The organism is Streptomyces sp. NPDC058307, assembly GCF_042880295.1.
In the GTDB taxonomy this organism is placed as follows: Bacteria; Actinomycetota; Actinomycetes; order Streptomycetales; family Streptomycetaceae; genus Streptomyces.
Genome location: NZ_JBHVYZ010000007.1, coordinates 21,953 through 43,539 on the forward strand (window position 1 = coordinate 21,953; position 21,587 = coordinate 43,539).

The 21,587-nt window shown below is 71.2% G+C and carries 19 protein-coding genes and 2 pseudogenes; 10 read left to right on the top strand and 11 right to left on the bottom strand.

What is annotated here, in order from left to right; translation table 11 throughout:
• From ACFVYN_RS07600 to ACFVYN_RS07620, 5 genes are all read right to left on the bottom strand, one after another.
• Positions 1-1,270: pyridoxal phosphate-dependent decarboxylase family protein (locus ACFVYN_RS07600; RefSeq protein ID WP_389993935.1), on the bottom strand; the 1,270-nt coding region annotated here is incomplete at its 3' end.
• 116 nt (positions 1,271-1,386) lie between these two features.
• The gene (gene pepN, locus ACFVYN_RS07605; protein WP_389993938.1) at positions 1,387-3,873 is read right to left on the bottom strand and encodes an aminopeptidase N; all 2,487 of its coding nucleotides are present in this window, start codon (positions 3,871-3,873) and stop codon (positions 1,387-1,389) included.
• A gap of 56 nt (positions 3,874-3,929) precedes the next feature.
• Entirely contained in the window at positions 3,930-4,484 is a 555-nt protein-coding gene (locus ACFVYN_RS07610) for a two-component system response regulator (protein WP_389993940.1), read from the bottom strand.
• 138 nt (positions 4,485-4,622) lie between these two features.
• Positions 4,623-4,973, bottom strand: coding sequence for a chorismate mutase (locus tag ACFVYN_RS07615; protein WP_389993942.1), 351 nt, complete (start codon positions 4,971-4,973; stop codon positions 4,623-4,625).
• Between the two features lie 698 nt (positions 4,974-5,671).
• Entirely contained in the window at positions 5,672-6,544 is an 873-nt protein-coding gene (locus tag ACFVYN_RS07620; RefSeq protein ID WP_389994298.1) for a helix-turn-helix domain-containing protein, read from the bottom strand.
• A 151-nt stretch (positions 6,545-6,695) separates the two neighbouring features.
• Between ACFVYN_RS07620 and ACFVYN_RS07625 the strand changes: the two are divergent.
• Positions 6,696-7,178 (top strand): annotated as a pseudogene (locus ACFVYN_RS07625) (beta-galactosidase); the annotation flags it as partial.
• 37 nt (positions 7,179-7,215) lie between these two features.
• A complete protein-coding gene (locus tag ACFVYN_RS07630; protein WP_389993945.1) occupies positions 7,216-8,100 on the top strand; it encodes a hypothetical protein in 885 nt (294 codons plus the stop codon).
• A gap of 37 nt (positions 8,101-8,137) precedes the next feature.
• Here ACFVYN_RS07630 and ACFVYN_RS07635 read toward each other — a convergent pair whose 3' ends face one another.
• Both ACFVYN_RS07635 and ACFVYN_RS07640 read right to left on the bottom strand, forming a co-directional pair.
• Entirely contained in the window at positions 8,138-9,043 is a 906-nt protein-coding gene (locus tag ACFVYN_RS07635) for an SDR family oxidoreductase (protein ID WP_389993948.1), read from the bottom strand.
• A complete protein-coding gene (locus ACFVYN_RS07640) occupies positions 9,040-9,807 on the bottom strand; it encodes an SDR family oxidoreductase (RefSeq protein WP_389993950.1) in 768 nt (255 codons plus the stop codon). Before ACFVYN_RS07640 ends, ACFVYN_RS07635 begins: the two co-directional genes overlap by 4 nt.
• Positions 9,808-9,861: 54 nt before the next feature.
• Here ACFVYN_RS07640 and ACFVYN_RS07645 point away from each other — a divergent pair, with 54 nt between their 5' ends.
• Genes ACFVYN_RS07645 through ACFVYN_RS07660 form a run of 4 tightly spaced genes read left to right on the top strand, consistent with a single transcriptional unit; the run spans position 9,862 to position 13,169 of the window.
• Positions 9,862-10,605: an enoyl-CoA hydratase family protein gene (locus ACFVYN_RS07645; RefSeq protein ID WP_389993953.1), complete on the top strand. Its 744-nt coding sequence runs from the start codon at positions 9,862-9,864 to the stop codon at positions 10,603-10,605.
• Positions 10,602-11,423 carry a CoA transferase subunit A gene (locus ACFVYN_RS07650; protein ID WP_389993956.1) on the top strand — a complete coding sequence of 274 codons (822 nt, stop codon included), beginning with the start codon at positions 10,602-10,604 and terminating at the stop codon, positions 11,421-11,423. Before ACFVYN_RS07645 ends, ACFVYN_RS07650 begins: the two co-directional genes overlap by 4 nt.
• Entirely contained in the window at positions 11,404-12,120 is a 717-nt protein-coding gene (locus tag ACFVYN_RS07655) for a CoA-transferase subunit beta (RefSeq protein ID WP_389993959.1), read from the top strand. Before ACFVYN_RS07650 ends, ACFVYN_RS07655 begins: the two co-directional genes overlap by 20 nt.
• Complete coding sequence (locus tag ACFVYN_RS07660) at positions 12,120-13,169, top strand: NAD(P)H-dependent flavin oxidoreductase (protein WP_389993962.1); 1,050 nt, start codon at positions 12,120-12,122, stop codon at positions 13,167-13,169. The genes ACFVYN_RS07655 and ACFVYN_RS07660 overlap by 1 nt, the downstream gene beginning before the upstream one ends.
• Here ACFVYN_RS07660 and ACFVYN_RS07665 read toward each other — a convergent pair.
• Genes ACFVYN_RS07665 through ACFVYN_RS07675 form a run of 3 tightly spaced genes read right to left on the bottom strand, consistent with a single transcriptional unit; the run spans position 13,153 to position 15,752 of the window.
• Entirely contained in the window at positions 13,153-14,310 is a 1,158-nt protein-coding gene (locus tag ACFVYN_RS07665) for an acetyl-CoA C-acetyltransferase (RefSeq protein WP_389993965.1), read from the bottom strand. The two genes, ACFVYN_RS07660 and ACFVYN_RS07665, sit on opposite strands and share 17 nt — an antisense overlap.
• A 17-nt stretch (positions 14,311-14,327) precedes the next feature.
• Entirely contained in the window at positions 14,328-14,951 is a 624-nt protein-coding gene (locus ACFVYN_RS07670) for a TetR/AcrR family transcriptional regulator (RefSeq protein WP_389993967.1), read from the bottom strand.
• 15 nt (positions 14,952-14,966) lie between these two features.
• Positions 14,967-15,752 (bottom strand): SDR family oxidoreductase, encoded by a 786-nt coding sequence (locus ACFVYN_RS07675; RefSeq protein ID WP_389993970.1) that lies wholly within the window; start codon positions 15,750-15,752, stop codon positions 14,967-14,969.
• A gap of 48 nt (positions 15,753-15,800) precedes the next feature.
• Between ACFVYN_RS07675 and ACFVYN_RS07680 the strand changes: the two genes are divergently transcribed.
• Positions 15,801-16,940 (top strand): acyl-CoA dehydrogenase family protein, encoded by a 1,140-nt coding sequence (locus ACFVYN_RS07680; protein ID WP_389993972.1) that lies wholly within the window; start codon positions 15,801-15,803, stop codon positions 16,938-16,940.
• Positions 16,940-17,905 (top strand): acyl-CoA dehydrogenase family protein, encoded by a 966-nt coding sequence (locus ACFVYN_RS07685; protein WP_389993975.1) that lies wholly within the window; start codon positions 16,940-16,942, stop codon positions 17,903-17,905. The genes ACFVYN_RS07680 and ACFVYN_RS07685 overlap by 1 nt, the downstream gene beginning before the upstream one ends.
• Here ACFVYN_RS07685 and ACFVYN_RS07690 read toward each other — a convergent pair.
• Positions 17,883-19,519, bottom strand: a pseudogene (locus ACFVYN_RS07690) (cytochrome bc complex cytochrome b subunit). The gene ACFVYN_RS07685 and the pseudogene ACFVYN_RS07690 sit on opposite strands and share 23 nt — an antisense overlap.
• Positions 19,520-19,699: 180 nt before the next feature.
• Here ACFVYN_RS07690 and ACFVYN_RS07695 point away from each other — a divergent pair.
• The gene (locus tag ACFVYN_RS07695) at positions 19,700-20,617 is read left to right on the top strand and encodes a rhomboid family intramembrane serine protease (RefSeq protein WP_389993978.1); all 918 of its coding nucleotides are present in this window, start codon (positions 19,700-19,702) and stop codon (positions 20,615-20,617) included.
• Positions 20,614-21,555 (top strand): chitosanase, encoded by a 942-nt coding sequence (locus ACFVYN_RS07700; protein ID WP_389993981.1) that lies wholly within the window; start codon positions 20,614-20,616, stop codon positions 21,553-21,555. The genes ACFVYN_RS07695 and ACFVYN_RS07700 overlap by 4 nt, the downstream gene beginning before the upstream one ends.
• Positions 21,556-21,587: the final 32 nt, after the last annotated feature.

The following is a 21,587-nucleotide window of genomic DNA, read 5'->3' on the forward strand; positions in this document are numbered from 1 at the left end:
TGAGGAGTTGTCGGCGTACGGCGGCTACGGCGTCGTCGGTGGCGTTCGCCGGTCGGAACAGGACTGTGCTGATGGTGGGCGGTTCGTGGAGTTCGAACCCTGGGTGCTCGTCGACGAGTTCCGCGAACTCCCTTGCCTGGTCGCAGACTTGGTCGACGAGAGCGCCGAGTCCCGTCCGTCCCAGGGTCTTCAGGGTGACGGCGATCTTGAGGATGTCGGGGCGGCGGGTGGTGCGCAGGGAGCGGCCGAGGAGGTCGGGGAGGCCGGCTTCGGTGTCGTCGTCGGCGTTGAGGTAGTCGGCGTGCTGGGTCAGGGCGGCGAGGTCTTGGCCGTTGCGGACGGCGAGGAGTCCGGCGGCTACGGGCTGCCAGCCGAGTTTGTGGAGGTCGAGGGTGACGGTGTCGGCGGCGCTCAGACCAGTGAGCTTGGCTCGGTGCCGGGAGCTGAAGAGGAGGGCTCCGCCGTAGGCCGCGTCGATGTGGAGCCGTGCGCCGCGCTGCGCGCACAGGGCGGCGATCTCGGGGAGGGGGTCGACGTGGCCAGTGTCCGTGGTGCCTGCGGTCGCGGCGATGACCGACGGTCCGTGCAGGGCCTTGTCGAGGGCTGCGGGGTCGAGGGTGCCGTTGGGAGTGGGGACGATGAGTGGGGCCGGCAGGCCCAGGAGCCAGGCGGACCTTGGGAGGGAGTGGTGGGCGTTTTCGCCGCAGACGAGTCGGACCCCGGGGCCCAGGGTCTCTCGGGCCAGGAGGAGGGCGAGTTGGTTGGACTCGGTGCCGCCGGTTGTTACCAGGGCATCGCTTTCGGCTGCGGGCCGGTGGGGGCTGGTCGCGCAGTTCCCCGCGCCCCTGGGTGGGCCTGTGTAGACCTCGTTCGCCAGTGCACGTGTCATCAGTGCTTCCAGCTCCGAGGCCGCCGGAGCCTGATCCCACGAGTCCATCGAAGGGTTCAAAACGCTGACGGCGAGGTCTGCCGCTGCGGCCACCGCGAGGGGTGGGCAGTGGAGGTGGGCTGCGCAGAAAGGGTCCGCCGGGTCCGCGGAACCTTCCGCCAAGGCGCGCACCAGGTGCCGTAGGGCCTCCGGGTCGCCCTCGTCCGGGAGTACGTCTCCCAGCGCATCCTGCACCCGATCCGCGACCGCCCCCGGTCCACCCGCCGGCAGGGGCCCACCCCTCAGGCGGGACCCCTCCCCCAACGCGTCGAGAACCGTGTCGAGCAGCGGGCGCAGGTCGTCACGGCCTTCGGGGCCCGAGGCCAGGGGCGGCGTGTGCATCGTCGACCTCCGGGGGCGCTGGGGGCTTCCAGCTTGGACGCGGTTGCCTGGGCGCGCCCGGAGAGTTCAACGATTCTGACCCGAAAGGGGGTACTCCCGTACGGGGAAAATCCGCTCTACGCCTGCCTCACCCGCAACGCCCGTCCCAGGTCGTCGAGTTGGTCGACCAGTTTGCGGCGTAGCGCGGGGGTGGGGTCGGCGTCGCGCAGGCAGGCCTCGCCGAGGTGGAGGTTGTCCTCGTCGATGGCGTAGTCCGGAAAGGCGGAGCGGCCGGCAGCGACGGCGATCGCGGGGCCCCGGCGGGCGGCGAGGGCGACGGCGTCCTGGTAGTAGCGGGGCACGTACTGCCGTACGAGGTCGGTCTGTTCGGGTTGCCAGAAGCCCTGGGCGGTGGCGGTGAACAGGTAGTTGGAGAGGTCGTCGCGGGTGAACATCGCTTCCCAGGCCTGTGCTTTGGCCTCTTCGGTGGGGAGGGCGGCGCGGCAGCGGGCGGCGCCCTCCTGGCCGGCGGCGGAGGGGTCGCGGTCGAGTTCGGCGGCGATGGCGGTCTCGTCGGTGGCGCCGAGGACGGCGAGGCGGGCGAGGACGCGCCAGCGCAGTTCGGGGTCGAGTTCGGGGCCGCCGGGTACGGTGCCGTCGGCGAGCCAGGCGGCGATGGTGTCGGGGTGGGCGGCGACGTCGATGCAGTGGCGGACGGCGATCAGGCGCAGGCCGGGGTGGTCGCCGTCCTCGGTGCGGCGGATGAGGTCGCGGCACAGGGAGGAGAGGGTGGTGAGGGCGGCGGGGCGCTGGTCGGGGGTGACGTAGCGGTCGGCGACGTAGGCGGAGGCGAAGGCGAGGACGCCCTGGACGAGGGCGAGGTCGGTCTCGTGCGGGAGGTGGGCGCGGGCCGCGTCCAGGTAGGCGGTGGGCGCCAGTTCGCCGTCACGGACCGCGTCGCGCAGGGCGTTCCAGACGACCGCGCGGGTCAGGGGCGAGGGCAGACCGGAGAGGCTCTCGGTGACCGCTGCGAAGGAGTCGGTGTCGAAGCGGACCTTGGCGTAGGTGAGGTCGCCGTCGTTGAGGAGGAGGAGGGCGGGGCGCTTGCCGATGGGCTGCGGGGTGCTCTGCGGGATGTCGAGGTCGAGGCGGTCGCGCAGGACGAGGTGGCGGCCCTCGTCGGCGATGTCCTGGTCGTAGAGACCGACGGCGATGCGGTGCGGGCGGCTGCCCTTGTGCTCGACCTGGAGGGTGTACGTGCCTTCCTCGCCGCGGGTGACGACGGGCCGCAGGGTGTCGACGCCGGTGGTGCGCAGCCAGGTGTCGGCCCAGGCGTGGACGTCGCGTTCGGTGGCGGAGGCGAGGGAGTCGATGAAGTCGGCGAGGGCGGCGTTGGCGAACTTGTGGCGGGCGAAGTGGGTGTTGATGCCGGCGAGGAAGTCCTTCTCGCCGAGCCAGGTCACCAGTTGGCGCAGGGCGGAGGCGCCCTTGGCGTAGGAGATGCCGTCGAAGTTCAGGAGGGCCGATGCCGTGTCGTCGACGGCTTCGGGGGCGACGGGGTGGGTGGAGGGGCGCTGGTCGGCGTCGTAGCCCCAGCCCTTGCGTACGACGCCGAAGTCGACCCAGGTGTCGGTGAAGCGGGTGGCTTCGGTGAGGGTCTGGTAGCCCATGTACTCGGCGAAGGACTCGTTGAGCCAGATGTCGTCCCACCAGCGCAGGGTGACGAGGTCGCCGAACCACATGTGGGCCATTTCGTGGGCGATGACCATGGCGCGGGTCTGGCGTTCGGTGTCGGTGACGGCGGAGCGGTAGACGAACTCGTCGCGGAAGGTGACGAGTCCGGGGTTCTCCATGGCGCCGGCGTTGAACTCGGGGACGAAGGCCTGGTCGTAGGAGTCGAAGGGGTAGGGCTCCTCGAACTTCTCGTGGTAGCGGTCGTAGCACTGCTTGGTGATCTCGAAGAGTTCGTCGGCGTCCGTGTCGAGGTGGGGCGCGAGGGAACGGCGGCAGTGGATGCCGAAGGGCAGGCCGCGGTGTTCGGTGCGCACGGAGTGCCAGGGGCCTGCGGCGACGGCGACGAGGTAGGTGGAGATCAGAGGGGTGGGGGCGGCCTGCCAGAGGCCCTCGCCGAGGTCGGTGGTGATGCTGTTGGCGAGGACGGTCCAGTCCTCGGGGGCCTTCACGGACAGGTCGAAGACGGCCTTGAGGTCGGGTTGGTCGAAGGCGGCGAAGACGCGTTGGACGTCGTCCATGAACAGCTGGGTGTAGACGTAGGTCTCGCCGTCGGTGGGGTCGGTGAAGCGGTGCATGCCCTCGCCGGTGCGGGAGTACCGCATGACGGCGTCGATGCGCAGTTCGTGCTCGCCGGCGGTCAGGCCCTTGAGGGGCAGCCGGTTCTCCTGGAGGGTCTGCGGGTCGAGGGGGCGGCCGTCGAGGGTGGCTTCCCGCAGTTCGGCCGGCTTGAGTTCGACGAAGGTGTCCGCTTCGGCGCGCGCGGTGAACCGGACGACGGTCCGGGACTCGAAGGTCTCGTCGCCGGTGGTGAGGTCGAGCGCGATGGTGTAGCGGTGGACGTCGAGGAGCTTGGCACGGGTCTGCGCTTCGTCGCGCGTCAGTACGGACATGCAGGACATGCTGCCTGATGGCAGGGGCAACTCACAGAGGCGGATCGGTACACGCCTTATGTCCGGTCCTGTTCGAGCTCCCCGGTGTGCGCCCCGTTGTCGCGCTGTACCGGTACCCGGGTGTCCGGGTGGGACAGGGCCCCGTGGGGGCTGCTGTCCTTGTCGTTGTCGCCGTGGTCCTTGACGAGGGCGCGTAACTCCCGCACCTCGTGTTCGAGGGCGAGGTGGCGGCGGTGGGTGTCGTAGAGGTAGCGGACCTTGGTGCGCAGGGCCCAGGGGTCGATGGGTTTCATCAGGAGGTCGGCGACGCCGAGGGCGAAGGCGGCGGAGGTGAGTTCGTGGTCGGGGCCGAAGCCGGTGAGCAGAATGACGGGGATGTGCTGGGTCTGTTCCAGGCGCCGCATGTAGCGGACCACGTCGAGGCCGCTGACGCCGGGCATCCGTACGTCGAGGAGCAGGAGGCCGACGTGGCCCCGGAGCACCTGCTTGAGGGCCTCGTCACCGCTGGTGGCGCGGCCGAGCCGGTAGCCCAGCGGGGCCAGGGCGCTCTCCAGGGCGTAGAGCGTGTCCTCGTGGTCGTCGACGATCAGGATCTTGGCATCCGAAGGCATGGCCTGGCGTCCCTCCCTCGCGGACAGCCAGCCTACGCCCGTGCGCTGACACGGTGTGCTCGTGGGCTGACAAGGAGTGCACAGCGCAGCATGCCGGGTGCGGGCGGCCGTGTCACCTGATCCGCGGGTCGGCCGAGGTCAATCGGCCAGGGGCGTGGAGCCGTTGACAGCGTCCTCGGCGATGCGCTCGTGGTGTCTGATCACCTCGGCGATGATGAAGTTCAGGAACTTCTCAGCGAAGGCCGGGTCGAGTTTGGCGTTCTCGGCGAGGGTGCGCAGCCGCTCGATCTGGCGGGCCTCGCGGGCCGGGTCGGCGGGCGGCAGCTGGTGGCGGGCCTTGAGGTGGCCGACCTGCTGGGTGGCCTTGAACCGCTCGGCGAGCATGTGGACGACGGCCGCGTCGATGTTGTCGATGCTGTCGCGCAGCCGGTTGAGCTCTTCGCGGACAGCGGGGTCGACGTCACCGGATCCGGTGTTGCTGGTGGTCATGGGCGACAACCCTAAGGGGCCGGGGTGATCGATTCCGCGGCGGATGGGCCGGATCGGGGGCCGGCGGCTGCTGCGGAACGGATCGGGGGACGGTGATCGGCTCGCCCGGGGGTTCGACTGGACCGGAGACGGGCGGCCGCTCGACGACATAGGGAGGCCAGCTCTTCGACACACCGACCAGATCGAGGACCGGCGATCGGCTCTCCGGCGGACCGGCCCGGCAGGAGACCGGCGAACAGATCCCCGACGGACCGGCTGAACCGAGACCGGCGATCTACCCTCCGGCGCACCCGCCGGACCGGCAACCCTGAACGGTCCCTCGCAGAAGCGGACCGGCAACCCTGATCAGCCCCCCGCAGAAGCGGACCAGCAAGCCTGATCAGCCCCCCGCAGAATCGAACCGGCAACCCCAATCAGGGCCCCCAGCACACACCGGCTGGGCCAGCCCCACCATCAGGTCCCCGGCGCACCAGCCGGACGAAAGACCGGCGACCAGATCCCCGGCGCACCAGCCGGACCGGCGCCCCCGCCCCCGGCACACCGGTGCCCCGGTGCCTGACCCATCCTCCGCTGCCGTACTCAGATCCAAGACCACGGCCCCTCAAAACTCGGCCGACCGCGCAGCCCCTGACTCCTGCGGTCAAACTCAGTCCAACGCCCAGCCCCATCCCCATCCCCGTCCAATCACCCCCACCCCCTCAAACCCGTGGCAGATCCCCCGGATCAGGCATCCGGTCGCTCCAGCCGCCCGGTACGGTCCGGCTTTCCTGGGCGCGGAAGCGGATCGGGGGCATGCCTACGCGGCGGGTGAAGAGGCGGGAGAAGTAGGCGGGGTCGTCGTAGCCGACGCGGCGGGCTATCGAGGCGACGGGGAGTTCGGTGGCGGCGAGGAGTTCCTTGGCGCGGCCGAGCCGAATGCCGAGGAGGTAGTCCTTGGGGCTGCAGCCGGCGCCGCGGCGGACGGCGGTGCGCAGTTCGGCGAGGGTCATGCCGTGCCGGGTGGCGTGGTCGGCGACCGACATGGGTTTGAAGGCGTCGCGGGCGAGGGCTTTGAGGACGGGGTCACCGTCGGGGGCGAGGTCGGCGCGGGCGCGGTGCAGGGCGACGAGGAGTTCGTGGACGGCGGCGCCGGTCTCCACCTCCAGGAGGGGGTTGTCGCGGCGGGCGGCGCGTGCGATGCGGGTGATCACCGCGCGCGGGCCGGTGGCGTCGGACAGGGGCACGACGGGCCGGTCGGGTTCGATGTAGCCGAGTTCGGTGTAGGTGGCGGTGGCGGGGCCGGTGAAGCCGACGAAGCCCTCGTCCCAGCCGGTCCCCGGGTCGGGCGCGTAGTGGTGCGGGATGCCGGGGGTGAGCCACAGCAGCGAGGGCGCGGTGACCGTCGTACGGCGGCCATCGGGGGTCTCGTACCACCCGGTGCCGGTGCTGATGACGACGGCGACGTGGCTGTCGAGGGTGCGGGGACCGACGGTGGGAAGGGCGCCGTGCTGGAGGCCGACCCCGAGGCAGACCAGGCCCAGGCGGTGGTGGACGGGGCTGGGGGTGAAGAACCGCATCCAGGTGTGGTACATCGCGCTCCTTGCCTGCGCTTCCTCGTATGCGCTTCGGTCCAAGCAGCGACGATCTTTGTCCATGGACCTGGCCGCCGCCAGTGGTGAGGGTGGAGCCTATGAGCGAGTTCACGGTGGGTGAAAGCGATTTCCTGCTGGATGGCCGGCCGGTGCGGCTGCTGTCCGGTGGGAGCTGTGGGTGGAGTCGCTGGGGCGGGTCAACTACGGGCCCCGGAGCGGGGAGGCCAAGGGGATCACCGGGGGGCTGCTGCACGAGCGGCAGTTCCTGCACGGGGTGCGGGCGCGGGGCCTGCGGCTCGACGCGCTGGACTCGGTGACGGGGATCGGCTTCGGGGCGGTCCCCGGGGACGGCTCGCCGGGGCTGTACCGGGGCGAGGTGAGCGTGCGGGGCGCCGGGGACGCGGTGCTGGAGCTGCCGGGCTGGACCCGGGGGTTCGTGTGGGTCAACGGCTTCAACCTCGGCCGGTACTGGTCGGTGGGCCCGCAGCGGTCGCTGTACGTACCGGGTCCGGTGTTGCGGGAGGGCGGCAACGAGGTGTGGGTGCTGGAGTTGGAGGAGGCACCGGCGAAGGGGAGCGGGCTGCGGCTCCGTGCCCCGGATCCGGCCCACGAGAATCCGCCCGCGACCTCGTAGAGTGGAATCGGGTTCTGGGCGTCTTGGGGGTACGGGCGTGACGAACGACGGACCGGTCCAGCACGGCTACCCGCATCTGGAGACGGTGCGGGCCTCGATCAACGCGCTCTACAAGCGGCTCTCCTACGACACCGTCCATGCCTTCGCGACGAGTGTGGCGCCGGTGGACGTGGCGTTCTGCGACACCGACGATCTCTATCTCGGCGCACAGCGGGTGGCCCGGGAGCTGGTGCGGCACTACCGGCTGCCGGACGCCCGGTTCGTGGTGAGCTTCCGGGAGATGACCCACGCGGCGAACGTCGAACTCACCGCGGGCCCCGAGTACTTCGTCGAGCTGAACGACCGGTTCCGTACGCATCGGCGGGACATCGGCGCGGCGCTCGCCCACGAGGTCATGCACGTGTATCTGCACCGGCTGGACCTCTCCTTCCCCGGGGTGCGGGAGAACGAGATCCTCACGGACACGGCGGCGACGTATCTGGGGGCGGGGTGGCTGCTGCTGGACGCGTACCGGGAGGACGCGGCGTCGTCGCAGAAGCTGGGGTATCTCACACCGGAGGAGTTCGGGTACGTGCTGGCGAAGCGGTCGCTGGTGTTCGGGGAGGATCCCTCGGTGTGGTTCACCAGTGCGCAGGCGTACACGGCGTACGGGAAGGGGATGGCGCTGGCCCGCGAGGACTCCGAGCAACCGCCTCTGGCTGCCGCCGGCTGGGCGGGGCGGCGGCGGTACGCGCGCGACCGGCGGCACGCGGGGCCCGGGCCGCAGCCCGGGGTCCCCTATACGTTCACCCCTGACGGGGGCGAGCGGCTGCGGGTGTCGTTTCCCTGTCCCACCTGCCATCAGCGGATCCGGGTGCCGGTTCGGGGACGGGTGCGGGCCCGCTGCGCGTTGTGCCGGACGGTGCTGGAATGTGACACGTAGGGGTGGGCGGCGTACCCGATGGGGGTGGCGTACCCGATCACGCCCCGTACACCGGGCCCGGTGTCTCCGCCTCGCCGAGCAGCTTCAGGGCCGTCTCGCCGGCTTCCGCCGGAGTCCTCCGCGCCCCCTTGTCCACGCTCGGCCCGGGCCGCCAGCCCTCCATCACCGTGATCCGGCCGCCCTCCGCCTCGAAGACCCGGCCCGTCACCCCCGCGCTCGCCTCGGAGCCCAGCCAGACCACCAGCGGTGACACGTTATCCGGGGCCATCGCGTCGAAGCCGTCGGTGGGGGCGGCCATCGTGTCGGCGAACGTCCGCTCCGTCATCCTCGTCCGCGCCGCGGGGGCGATCGCGTTGACCTGGACGCCGTAGCGGGCGAGTTCGGCCGCCGCGACCAGGGTGAGGCCCACGATCCCCGCCTTCGCGGCGCTGTAGTTGCCCTGTCCCACCGAGCCCGACAGACCAGCTCCGCTGGAGGTGTTGACGATCCTGGCCACCGGCGTACGGCCCGCCTTCGTCTCCGCCCGCCAATGTGCCGCCGCGTGCTTCAGTGGCAGGAAATGCCCCTTCAGGTGTACGCGCATCACCGCGTCCCAGTCCTCCTCGTCGAGGTTGACCAGCATCCGGTCGCGCAGGAACCCGGCGTTGTTGACGAGGGTGTCGAGGCGGCCGTACGCCTCCAGGGCGGCCTGAATCAAGGACGCAGCACCGGCGCTCGTGGCGATGTCGCCGCCGTGGGCGACCGCCTCGCCGCCCGCCGCGCGGATCTCCTCGGCGACGAGGAAGGCGGGGCTGTCGGGGCCCGGGGTGCCGTCGAGGCCGACGCCGAGGTCGTTGACGACGACCCGTGCTCCCTCGGCGGCGAAGGCGAGCGCGTGGGCGCGGCCGAGTCCGCGGCCCGCGCCGGTGACGACGACGACCCGGCCGTCGCAGATTCCGGTCAACTCACGTCTCCTTGTCGATGATCGCCGTCGATGGCTGCCGCGTTGGCGGCGTCGAGGAAGGCGGGCCGTTCCCCGCCGCCGTGCACCAGCAGCGAGGCCCCGCTGATATAGGCGGCCGCGTCGGAGGCGAGGAACACGGCTGCCGCGCCCACGTCCGAGGGCTCGGCGAGGCGCCCGAGGGGGACCGTGCGGGCGACGGCGGCGATGCCCTGCTCGTCGCCGTAGTGCAGATGCGACTGCTCGGTGCGGACCATGCCGACGACCAGGGTGTTCACGCGGACGTCCGGCGCCCACTCCACGGCCATCGAGCGGGCGAGGTTCTCCAGGCCCGCCTTGGCCGCCCCGTACGCGGCCGTGCCGGGCGAGGGCCGGCCGCCGCTGACGCTCCCGATCATGACGATCGAGCCGCGGGCCTGCCTCAGGCGCTCGTACGCGGCCAGGGACAGCGTCAGCGGGGCGAGGAGGTTCAACTCCAGGACCCGGAGGTGCCGTTCGGGGCCTGCGTCGGCGAGCAGCCGATAAGGCGTCCCGCCCGCGTTGTTGACCAGCACGTCCAGGCGCGGCAGTTCGGTGAAGAAGTGCCGTACGGCTTCGCCGTCCCGGACGTCCAGCCTCGCGAACCGGGTCTTCGGCAAGGGGACTTCGGGCGGCCTGCGCGCGCAGACGACGACGTCCGCCCCCGCTTCCGCGAAGGAGCGAGCGATCCCGGCGCCCACTCCTCGCGTCCCGCCGGTGACGACCACGACCCTCCCGCTCAGCTCCATTCACCGCTACCCTTCACCTAACAAACGTTTGGTGGAAAGGTAGCTGATGCGGCCATGGGTGTCTCCACCTCGTCCCCGGAAAAGGGAATCGTCCTGGTCGGGGTCGACTTCCCGCCGGTGAACGCTCTTCCGGCGGACGGCTGGTTCGCCCTGGCCGACGCCGTGCGCGCGGCGGGCCGTGATCCGGAGGTCAGGTGTGTGGTCCTGGCGGCCGAGGGGCGCGGCTTCAACGCGGGCGTGGACATCAAGGAGATCCAGACGCGCGGATCCGCCGCCCTCGTCGGCGCCAACCGCGGGTGCCTGGAGGCCTTTTCCGCGGTGTACGACTGCGAGGTGCCCGTGGTGGCAGCCGTGCAGGGGTTCTGCCTGGGCGGGGGCGTCGGACTGGTGGGCAACGCGGATGTGATCGTGGCGAGCGAGGACGCCACCTTCGGCCTGCCCGAACTGGACCGCGGGGCGCTCGGCGCGGCCACCCACCTGGCCCGTCTTGTCCCTCAGCACCTCATGCGCGCCCTGTACTTCACCTCGCGCACGGTCACCGCTGCCGAACTGCACCGGCACGGCGCGGTGTGGAAGGTCGTGCCGAGGGGCGAACTCGCCGCCACGGCCCTGGAGTCGGCCCGCGAGATCGCCGCGAAGGACGGCGAGCTGCTGCGCCTCGCCAAGGCCGCGATCAACGGCATCGACCCGGTCGACGTCCGCCGCAGCTACCGCTACGAGCAGGGCTTCACCTACGAGGCGAGCGTCAGCGGGGTCGCCGACCGGGTCCGTGACAGGTTCGGCAGGGAGGCCGAGTGAGCGACAAGACCATGACGGCCGACGAGGTCGTCTCCCGGCTGCACAGCGGCATGACCCTCGGCATCGGCGGCTGGGGCTCCCGCCGCAAGCCGATGGCCCTGGTCAGGGCGTTGCTGCGATCGACGGTCACCGACCTCACGATCGTCTCGTACGGCGGCCCGGACGTCGGCATGCTCGCCGCGGCCGGGCGTATCCGCAAGCTCGTCACCGCCTTCGTCACCCTCGACTCGATCCCTCTGGAGCCGCACTACCGGGCGGCCCGGGAGGCCGGTGCCTTCGAGCTGATGGAGATCGACGAGGCGATGTTCATGTGGGGCCTGCACGCGGCCGCGAACCGGCTGCCGTTCCTGCCGGTGCGGTCGGGGCTGGGCTCGGACGTCATGCGGGTCAACCCGGGCCTGCGGACGGTGACTTCGCCGTACGACGACGGGGAGACGTTCGTCGCCGTGCCCGCGCTCGGCATGGATGCCGCCCTGGTGCACGTGAACCGCGCCGACCGGCTGGGCAACGGCCAGTACCTCGGCCCCGACCCGTACTTCGACGACCTGTTCTGCGAGGCGGCCGACGCCGCTTACGTCTCCTGCGAACGGATCGTGGACACCGCTGAGTTGACGAAGGAGGCGCCGCCGCAGTCGCTGCTGCTCAAACGGCACACGGTCACCGGCGTGGTCGAGGCTCCGGGCGGCGCCCACTTCACCTCCTGCGTTCCCGACTACGGCCGGGACGAGGCCGTACAGCGGGAGTACGCGACCACGCCCTGGCCGGAGTTCGCCGCACGGTATCTCGGGGGAGGATTTCATGACCGTGACCCGGAGTGAGTACTGCGTGATCGCCTGCGCCGAGGCCTGGCGGGACGCGGGCGAGATCCTGGCCAGCCCCATGGGCCTGATCCCCTCGGTCGGCGCCCGGCTCGCCCGCCTCACCTTCTCCCCCGACCTGCTGCTGACCGACGGCGAGGCCCTGCTGGTCCGCCCGGACGGCACGCCCGAGGGCTGGCTGCCCTACCGGCAGCACCTGGCCCTGGTCACCGGTGGCCGACGGCACGTGATGATGGGCGCGAGCCAGATCGACCGGTACGGCAACCAGAACATCTCGTGCATCGGCGACTGGGCGCGACCCAAGCGGCAGTTGCTCGGGGTGCGGGGGGCACCGGTCAACACCCTCAACAACCCGACCAGTTACTGGGTGCCGAGGCACTCCCGGCGGGTCTTCGTCGAGAAGGTCGACATGGTGTGCGGGGTGGGGTACGACCACGCGGACGGCGCCCCTCATCACCGTATCCCCCGGGTCGTCTCCGACCTGGGCGTCTTCGACTTCGCGACGCCGGACCACTCGATGCGGCTGGCGTCGCTGCATCCGGGGGTCACCGTGGCGCAGGTGCGGGAGGCCACCGGATTCGACCTGGTGGTGTCCGACGAGGTGCCGTACACGCGCGAACCGACCGCGCGGGAACTCGAGTTGATCCGCGAGGTGATCGATCCCCAAGACACCCGGTCCAGGGAGGTCGGTGGCTGATGGAGACCGCGCTCACCCGCCTGGCCGGGGTCCGCCATCCGATCGTGCAGACCGGGATGGGGTGGGTGGCGGGGCCCCGCCTGGTCTCCGCCACGGCGAACGCGGGCGCGCTGGGCATCCTGGCCTCCGCGACGATGACCGTCGACCGACTCCGGGACGCCGTACGGGAGGTGAGGTCCCGTACCGACGCGCCCTTCGGGGTCAATCTGCGGGCCGACGCCGCGGACGCCGGTGACCGGGTGCGCGTGATCATCGACGAGGGGGTGCGGGTGGCGTCCTTCGCCCTCGCGCCCTCCGCCGAGCTGATCGGCGCGCTCAAGGAGGCCGGGGTCGTCGTCGTCCCGTCCGTCGGGGCCCGGCGGCACGCCGAGAAGGTCGCTGCCTGGGGCGCGGACGCGGTGATCGTGCAGGGAGGGGAGGGCGGCGGACACACCGGGGAGGTGGCGACGACGGTCCTGCTGCCGCAGGTGGTGGACGCGGTGGACATCCCGGTCGTGGCGGCGGGGGGCTTCTTCGACGGGCGGGGGCTGGTCGCGGCGCTGGCGTACGGGGCGGCGGGCGTCGCCATGGGCACCCGCTTCCTGCTCACCTCGGACTCGACGGTGCCGGACGCGGTGAAGGCGCGCTATCTGGCGGCGACGGTGAAGGACGTGACGGTGACGCGGGCGGTGGACGGCCTCCCGCACCGCATGCTCCGCACGGACCTGGTGGACTCCCTGGAGCGCGCCGGCCGTACCCGCGCCCTGCTGCGGGCCGCCCGGCACGCCGCCGCCTTCCGCGGGCTCTCCGGCCTGACCTGGCGGGGGATGGCCCGCGACGGCCTGGCGATGCGCCACGGCAAGGACCTCACCTGGAGCCAGGTCCTGCTCGCCGCCAACACCCCCATGCTGCTCAGGTCGGCGATGGTGGACGGCCGCACGGATCTCGGCGTCATGGCCGCCGGGCAGGTCGCCGGGGTGATCGACGACCTGCCGTCGTGCGCGGAACTGGTGGAACGGATCATGAAGGAGGCGGAGGGGACTCTGGAGGGCTTCAAAGACGTTCGATGATCGTCACGTTGGCCTGTCCGCCGCCCTCGCACATGGTCTGGAGCCCGAACCGGCCGCCCGTGCGCTCCAGTTCGTGCAGCAGGGTGGTCATGAGCTTCACTCCCGTCGCCCCCAGCGGGTGCCCGAGGGCGATCGCGCCGCCGTTGACGTTGACCTTCTCCGGGTCCGCGCCGGTCTCCTTCAGCCAGGCCAGGACGACCGGGGCGAAGGCCTCGTTGATCTCGACGAGGTCGATGTCGTCGATGCTGAGGCCGGTCTTCTTCAGGGCGTGCGCGGTGGCCGGGATGGGGGCGGTGAGCATGCGGATGGGGTCCTCGCCGCGTACGGAGAGGTGGTGTACGCGTGCGCGTGGGGTGAGGCCGTGTTCGCGCACCGCCCGCTCCGAGGCCAGCAGCATGGCCGCCGCCCCGTCGGAGACCTGCGAGGAGCAGGCGGCGGTGATGGTGCCGCCCTCGATCACCGGCTTCAGACCGGCCATCTTCTCCAACGACGTGTCCCGGCGCGGACCCTCGTCGACCGCGACCGGGCCGTGGGCCACCGTCTCGCGCTCGAAGCGGCCCTCGTCGATGGCCCGCAGCGCCCGCCGGTGGGACCGGAGCGCGAACTCCTCCTGGTCCTCGCGGCTGATCCCCCACTTCCCGGCGATCATCTCGGCGCCGACGAACTGGTTCACCGCCCGGTCCCCGTACCGCGCCATCCACCCCTCGCTGCCCGCGAAGGGCCCCTGGGTCAGCCCGAGCGACTCGGCGGCCTGCCGGGTCGCGAAGGCGATCGGGATCATCGACATGTTCTGCACCCCGCCGGCGACCACCAGGTCCTGCGTCCCGGACAGCACGCCCTGCGCGGCGAAGTGCACGGCCTGCTGCGAGGACCCGCACTGCCGGTCCACGGTCACCCCGGGCACCTCCTCGGGCAGCCCGGCGGCGAGCCACGAGGTCCGCGCGATGTCCCCGGCCTGCGGCCCGACCGCGTCCAGGCAGCCGAAGACGACGTCCTCCACGGCGGCCGGATCCACGCCCGCGCGCGCGACCAGCGCCTTGAGTACATGCGCGCCCAGATCGGCCGGGTGGACCGCGCTCAGTCCTCCTCCGCGCCGCCCCACGGGCGTACGGACCGCTTCGACGATGTAGGCCTCGGCCATGGCAACTCCCCAGTGAGTTACGTACGTACGGCGATCCCGTCCAGCACCATCGACAGGTACTGCCGGGCGATCTCCTCCGGGCTGTGCTGTCCGCCGGGCCGGTACCAGGACGCGGCGACCCACACGGTGTCGCGCACGAACCGGTAGGTCAGCCGTACGTCGAGGTCGGCCCGGAACACCTCGGCCGCGACCCCGCGCTCCAGCGTGGACAGCCAGGCCTTCTCGAACCTGCGCTGCGACTCGGCGAGGAACGCGAACCGCTCCTGCGCCACCAGCTGCTTGCTCTCCTTCTGGTAGATCGCGACGGCCGCGCGGTGCCGGTCGATCTCCCGGAACGACTCGGTGACCAGGGCCTCCAGCGTCTCGCGCGGGCCGAGTTCGCCGCCCAGGACGGCGTCGTAGCCGCCCCAGAGCTCGTCGAGGAAGGTCCGCAGGATCTCCTCCAGCATCGATTCCTTGGAGTCGAAGTGGTAGTAGAGGCTGCCCGCGAGCATGCCCGCGTGGTCCGCGATCTTGCGTACGGTCGTGGCGTTGTAGCCCTGTTCGGCGAAGACCTCGGCGGCGGTGTCGAGGAGTTCACGGCGGCGCGCGGGCGCGGCGGCGCTCACCTGGGGCTTCTTCTTGGTCGGCTTGGTCGGCACGAAGTCATTGTCGTCCTATGCGTGCTGGCTGCTGACGGCGACGACCTCGCCGGTCATGTACGAGGAGTAGCCGGACGCGAGGAACACGATCACGTTGGCCACCTCCCAGGGTTCGGCGTACCGCCCGAAGGCCTCCCGCGCGGTCAGTTCCTCCAGCAGTTCGGCCGAGGTCACCTTCACCAGGTGCGGGTGCATGGCGAGGCTCGGGGAGACCGCGTTGACGCGTACGCCGTACTCGGCGGCCTCCACTGCCGCGCACCGGGTCAGGGCCATGACCCCGGCCTTCGCGGCGGCGTAGTGCGCCTGTCCTGCCTGGGCGCGCCAGCCGATGACGGAGGCGTTGTTGACGATCACGCCCGCGCGTGCGTCCCGCATCAGCCGTAGGGCAGCCCTGGTGCACCGGAAGGTGCCGTTGAGGGTGACGTCCAGGACGCGGTTCCACTGTTCGTCGGTCATGTCGACGAGGGACGAAGTGCCGCCGAGGCCCGCGTTGTTGACGACGATGTCGAGTCGTCCGTGTTCTTCCACGGCCGCGTCGAACAACGCGCGGACCTGTGCCTCGTCGGTGACGTCGCACGGTACGGCGGTCACGGCTCCCGGGAACTCCCGCCCCAGCTCGGCCTCGTACTCCTTCAGCCGCCTCGCGTGCGCGTCGCTGATCAGGACGCGTGCGCCCTCCTCCAGGAAGCGGCGCGCGGTCGCCCCGCCGATGCCCGCGCCGGCGGCGGCGGTGATGACGGCGGTGCGTCCCTTCAGCAGCCCGTGCCCCGGTTCGTACACCGGCCTCTCGACGCCTGTCATAGCGCCACGCTAACCTACCAAACACTTGTTAGGGAAGGACGGGTGTCCATGGATCTGGCGTTCACGCAGGAGGAAGAGGCCTTCCGCGCCGAGGCCCGCGCGTGGCTGCGCGCGCATGTGCCCGCCTGTCCGCTGCCCTCCCTGGAGACCCGGGAGGGCTTCGCGGCCCATCGCGCGTGGGAGGCGGAGCTCGCCGCGGACCGCTGGTCGGTGGTCAACTGGCCCGTCCGCTACGGCGGCCGGGACTCCGGGCTGATCCGCTGGCTGGTCTTCGAGGAGGAGTACTACGCGGCCGGGGCGCCCGGACGCGTGGGCCAGAACGGCGTCAGCCTCCTCGCCCCGACCCTCTTCGACCACGGCACACCGGAGCAACGCGCGCGCGTGCTGCCGCCGATGGCCACCGGTGAGGTGATCTGGGCGCAGGCCTGGTCGGAGCCGGAGGCGGGCTCGGACCTGGCGTCCCTGAGGTCCAGGGGGGTGCGCACGGAAGGCGGCTGGCTGCTCAGCGGCCAGAAGACCTGGTCCTCCCGGGCCGCCTTCGCGGACCGTGCCTTCGGACTGTTCCGCACCGACCCGGACACCCCGAGACCCCACCAGGGCCTGACCTACCTGATGTTCGACCTGCGCGCCCCCGGTGTCACGGTCCGCCCGATCCGCCGCCTCGACAGGAAGCCGGCCTTCGCCGAGCTCTTCCTGGACGAGGTGTTCGTGCCGGACGAGGACGTCATCGGCGAGCCCGGCCAGGGCTGGCGGATCGCGATGTCGACGGCGGGCAACGAACGGGGGCTGATGCTGCGCTCACCGGGCCGTTTCCTGGCGGCCGCAGACCGGCTGTTCGCGCTGTGGCAGGCGCAGGGCAGTCCCCATGCGACCCGGACCCGTGTGGCCGACGCCCTGATCGGCGCCCGCGCCTACCAGCTCTTCACCTACGCGGCCGCCGCCCGCTTCCTGGCCGGCGAGACGCTCGGCCCCGAGTCCAGCCTGAACAAGGTCTTCTGGTCCGAGTACGACATCGCGCTCACCGAGACGGCCCTGGATCTCCTGGGCGAGGAGGGCGAATCGGCGGACACGGACTGGTCCGAGCGCTATGTCTTCGCATTGGCTGGCCCGATCTACGCCGGCACGAACGAGATCCAGCGCGACATCATCGCCGAACGCCTGCTGGGCCTCCCGAAGGGCCGCCGCTGATGGACTTCCTCCTCGACACAGAGCAGCGCGGCTTCGCCGCCTCCCTGCACGCGATGCTGACGGCCGCCGACACCCCGTCGGTCGTACGGGACTGGAGCCGGGGGGACCACGCGAGCGGGCGCGCGCTGTGGAGCCGTATCGGCGAGGCGGGGGTGTTCGCGCTGGCGGTACCGGAGGAGTACGAGGGGTTGGGCCTACGCCCCTTGGAACTCACCCTGGCCTTCGTGGAGCTGGGGCGGCACGCGGTACCGGGCCCGTTGGTGGAGACGGTGACGGCGGCGACTCTGCTCGCCGCACTGGACGACACGGGACCGGCGAAGCGGCTGCTGCCCACTCTGGCCGCGGGCGGGACGATGGCCACGGTCGCCCGCGGCCACGGATACGCCCTCGACGGTGAGGCGGCCGGCATCCGTCTCTCCCTGACGGCCGAGGGACTGCGTCTGGCCCCCGGCCACGGCCCCGTCCGCCCCTCGCTCGACCCCGCCCGTCGCCTCACCCCGCTGGACCCCGGCGGCGACCTGCTCACCGAGCACCCCGCGACGGCGGCCGCCGTGACCACCGCCCGCCTCACCACCGCCGCCCAGGCCTTCGGCGTGGGCCTCGCCCTCCTCGACCAGACCGTCTCCTACGTCAAGCAGCGCACCCAGTTCGGCGCCCCCATAGGCTCCTTTCAAGCGGTCAAACACCAACTCGCCGACGCGAAGATCGCGTTGGAGTTCGCGCGCCCCCTGGTCTTCGGCGCCGCCCTGACGATGACCTCGGAAGACGTCGCCGCCGCCAAGGTCACGGCGTGCGAGGCGGCGTACCGGACGGCCCGTACCGCGCTCCAGCTCCACGGCGCGATCGGGTACACCTCGGAGTACGACCTGTCGCTGTGGCTCACCAAGGCCCGCGCCCTGCGTACCGCCTGGGGCGGTCCCGACGAGTGCCGCGACACCGTCCTCAGTGGTGGTCGCCGCTGGTGAGTTCCCGGTACTCCTCCGCCGTCGGCTTGGGGATCCGCGTGTCGGGCCCGAACATGGCCCGCGCGAGCCCGGCCCGCATCCGCTGCGAGAGTCTGACCGGCCGCCGCACCCCGTTGCTGTCGACGAGCGGCCCGAGCTCGTACGGCGGTTCCTGCTCGTGCTGGGTGAGGGTGTGCAACTGCGCCTGGGACAGGGGCTCGTGGAGTTCGACGTACTCCCCGTGCGGCAGCCGCTTGATGGTGCCGGTCTCGCGGCCGTGCAGCACCTTGTCCCGGTCCCGGCGCTGGAGCCCGAGGCAGACGCGCTTGGTGATCACGAAGGCGAGCACCGGCACCACGAACACGGAGACCCGCACGAACCAGGTGATCGCGTTGATCGACAGATGCAGATGCGTGGCCACGATGTCGTTGCCGCCGCCGATCAGCAGGACCACGTACAGGCTCAGCCAGGCGACGCCCAGCCCGGTACGGACGGGCACGTTGCGCGGCCGGTCCAGGATGTGGTGCTCGCGTCTGTCACCGGTGATCCACGCCTCGACGAAGGGATAGACCCCGATCGCGAGCAGGATCAGCGGGAAGAGGGAGAAGGGGATGAAGACTCCGGGCACCAGGGTGTGGCCCCAGAAATTGATCTCCCAGCCCGGCATCACCCGGATCAGCCCCTCGGAGAAGCCGAGGTACCAGTCGGGCTGGGCGCCGGTGGTCACCAGGTGCGGGCTGTACGGCCCGAACGCCACACGGGGTTGATCTGCGCGAGTCCGCCCATCAGCGCCAGTACGCCGAAGGTCAGGAAGAAGAAGCCGCCCGCCTTGGCCAGGTAGACCGGCAGGAAGGGCATGCCGACCACGGACTTGTTGTCGCGGCCGGGGCCCGGGTACTGGGTGTGCTTGTGGTAGAAGACCAGGATCAAGTGGGCGACCACCAGGCCGAGCATGATCCCGGGCAGCAGCAGCACATGGATCGGGAAGAACCTCGGGATGATGTCGTGGCCCGGGAACTCCCCGCCGAACAGGAAGAACGACAGATACGTCCCGACGATCGGGATCGACAGGATCGCCCCGTCGGCGAACCGGACACCCGTGCCGGAGAGCAGGTCGTCGGGGAGGGAGTAGCCGGTCAGACCGGTGATGATGCCGAGGAACAACAGGGTCCAGCCGAACAGCCAGTTGAGCTCGCGCGGCTTGCGGAAGGCGCCGGTGAAGAACACCCGCATCATGTGCACGAGCATGCCGGTGACGAAGACCAGCGCCGCCCAGTGGTGGATCTGCCGGATCAGCAGTCCGCCGCGCACGTCGAAGCTGATGTCGAGCGTGGACTCGTAGGCCCTGGTCATCACCACGCCGTTGAGGGGCTCGTAGGAGCCGTGGTAGACGACCTCGACACCGCTGGGCTCGAAGAACAGCGTGAGATAGACGCCGGTGAGGATCAGGACGAGGAAGCTGTAGAGACAGACCTCGCCCAGCATGAACGACCAGTGGTCCGGAAAGACCTTGCGCATGTTGGCCTTGGCCAGCGCGTACAGGCCGAGCCGCCCGTCCGCCCAGTCGGCGAGTCGCTCGCCCGTGCCGGCCTCTCCCCCGCGAGTGCCTTGGTTCACCGATCGTGCGCCGTCCATGAGTCGTCGCCTCCCGTCGGATCAACCACAGGGTGGCACGAGGCGTGGGCGATGCCAACGGGACGTGCGGCCACCCGAATCCGGCCCCTCCGCTCCGCTCCCTCACCGGCGTTCGCTATTTTGTTCGCCGCCGTCCCCACCGGCTCATGATCACCCCTGCCACTCCGAGGAGAGCCGGCCGTGGAACCCGAGTCCGCCGTCACCACCTGCTATCGCCATCCCAGGGTGGAGTCCCACGTCCGCTGCACCCGCTGCGAGCGGCACATCTGCCCGGACTGCATGCGGGAGGCGGCCGTCGGCCACCAGTGCCCCGAGTGCGTGCGGGAGGGGGCACGGTCGGTACGGCGGGCCCGGACCGCGTTCGGCGGGCGGATCACGACGGTTCCCCTGGTGACGTACGTCCTGATCGGACTCAACGTGCTCGCCTATGTCGGCGAACTCGTGCGCCCGGCGATCGTGGACCGGTTCGAGATGCTGGGCATCGGTCTGCTGGGCCCGGACGGCGGCCACTACGTGTGGCAGGCCCCCCACCCCGCCGGCTTCCAGGTCGAGGGTGTCGCCGACGGCGAGTGGTACCGGCTGCTGACCGGCGCGTTCCTCCATCTGCCGCCCACCGGGGGCACGTTCGGGATCCTGCACATCGTGATGAACATGGTGTCGCTGTGGAACATCGGCCGCGTGGTCGAGGTCCAGCTCGGCCGCCTCAGGTACGTCGTCCTGTATCTGCTCTCGGCGCTCGGCGGCTCGGTCCTCGTCCTGCTGGTCGCGCCCACCCAGCCCACGCTCGGCGCGTCCGGCGCGATCTTCGGGCTCGGCGCGGCGTACTACGTGATGGCCCGCCGCCTCGGCGCCGACATGGCCCAGGTGAACCGCTTCATGGCGGGCCTGCTGCTGTGGCTGTTGATCTCCGCGGGGCTGACGTCCTGGCAGGGCCACCTCGGCGGCCTGCTCGCCGGAGCCTTCGTCACCCTCGCCTACGCGTACGCCCCCCGGGACGGCCGTCGCGCCCTCGTACAGGCGGGAGCGTGCGCCGTACTCGTGGCGGTACTCGTGGTGTGTACTTGGGCCAAGGTCACCGAACTGACGGGAGCTCAGTGAGACGGGTCCGCGCACTGCTCCTCGCGGCCGTCCCCGTGGTCGTCACGGCGTCGGTCTGCCTCCTCGCGCCCGAGGACTCCGGCGCGCCAGGGGCGGGGCCCGACCTCTCCGCGGCCTACCGGTCGCAGGCGGCCCAGGACGCCAAGGGCGCCGAGGGAGCCAAGGCCTGGGCCGAGCAGCCCGAGGGGGCCGGGAGCGCGGAGGCCCAAGAGGTCCTCGCCAGCCTGTCGGCCGGACTGGACGCCCCAGCCAAGAAGGAACTCGCCCAGCAGCTCGTGGCGAGCGCCGAGAACTCCACCCTCGACTGGCGCAGCGCCTACTCCTACATCGAGGACATCGGTGACGGGCAGGGCTACACCGCTGGCATCATCGGCTTCTGCACCGGCACCAGCGACCTGCTCAGCCTCGTCGAGGACTACACGAAGGCCCACCCGGACAACGGCCTCGCACGGTACCTCCCCGCCCTGCGCGCGGTCGACGGCACGGAGTCCCACGAGGGCCTGGACCCCGGTTTCACGGCCGCCTGGAGGGCGGAAGCCCAGGTCCCGGCCTTCCGGAGGGCCCAGGACACGGCACGCGACCGCGTCTACTTCGACCCCGCGGTCCGGCTCGCCGAACTCGACGGTCTCGGCCCGCTCGGCCAGTTCGTCTACTACGACGCCATGGTCTTCCACGGCCCCGGCACCAGCCCCACCGGCTTCTACGGCCTGCGCGCACACGCCCTCGAGAAGTCCGACAGCCCGACCGAGGGCGGCTCGGAGAAGGCCTACCTGGACACCTTCCTCGACATCCGCGAGGACGCCATGCGCACCCGCGACCCGGACATCGACACCACCCGCGTCGACACCGCGCAACGACGCTTCCTGAACGACGGGAACCTGGACCTGAGGACACCGCTGGAGTGGCAGGTGTACGGGGAGACGTTCCGGGTGCCGTAGGACGACATGCGACGGCGCCTGCCGTCCGGTCC

Excerpts from the sequence above, each read along its gene's own strand:
- ACFVYN_RS07620 (WP_389994298.1), bottom strand. The coding sequence starts at position 6,544 with ATGTACCACACCTGGATGCGGTTCTTCACCCCCAGCCCCGTCCACCAC.
- ACFVYN_RS07615 (WP_389993942.1), bottom strand. The coding sequence starts at position 4,973 with ATGACCACCAGCAACACCGGATCCGGTGACGTCGACCCCGCTGTCCGC.
- ACFVYN_RS07660 (WP_389993962.1), top strand. The coding sequence starts at position 12,120 with ATGGAGACCGCGCTCACCCGCCTGGCCGGGGTCCGCCATCCGATCGTG.
- pepN (WP_389993938.1), bottom strand. The coding sequence starts at position 3,873 with ATGTCCGTACTGACGCGCGACGAAGCGCAGACCCGTGCCAAGCTCCTC.
- ACFVYN_RS07610 (WP_389993940.1), bottom strand. The coding sequence starts at position 4,484 with ATGCCTTCGGATGCCAAGATCCTGATCGTCGACGACCACGAGGACACG.
- ACFVYN_RS07680 (WP_389993972.1), top strand. The coding sequence starts at position 15,801 with ATGGATCTGGCGTTCACGCAGGAGGAAGAGGCCTTCCGCGCCGAGGCC.
- ACFVYN_RS07640 (WP_389993950.1), bottom strand. The coding sequence starts at position 9,807 with ATGGAGCTGAGCGGGAGGGTCGTGGTCGTCACCGGCGGGACGCGAGGA.
- ACFVYN_RS07655 (WP_389993959.1), top strand. The coding sequence starts at position 11,404 with ATGACCGTGACCCGGAGTGAGTACTGCGTGATCGCCTGCGCCGAGGCC.
- ACFVYN_RS07685 (WP_389993975.1), top strand. The coding sequence starts at position 16,940 with ATGGACTTCCTCCTCGACACAGAGCAGCGCGGCTTCGCCGCCTCCCTG.
- ACFVYN_RS07645 (WP_389993953.1), top strand. The coding sequence starts at position 9,862 with ATGGGTGTCTCCACCTCGTCCCCGGAAAAGGGAATCGTCCTGGTCGGG.
- ACFVYN_RS07665 (WP_389993965.1), bottom strand. The coding sequence starts at position 14,310 with ATGGCCGAGGCCTACATCGTCGAAGCGGTCCGTACGCCCGTGGGGCGG.
- ACFVYN_RS07675 (WP_389993970.1), bottom strand. The coding sequence starts at position 15,752 with ATGACAGGCGTCGAGAGGCCGGTGTACGAACCGGGGCACGGGCTGCTG.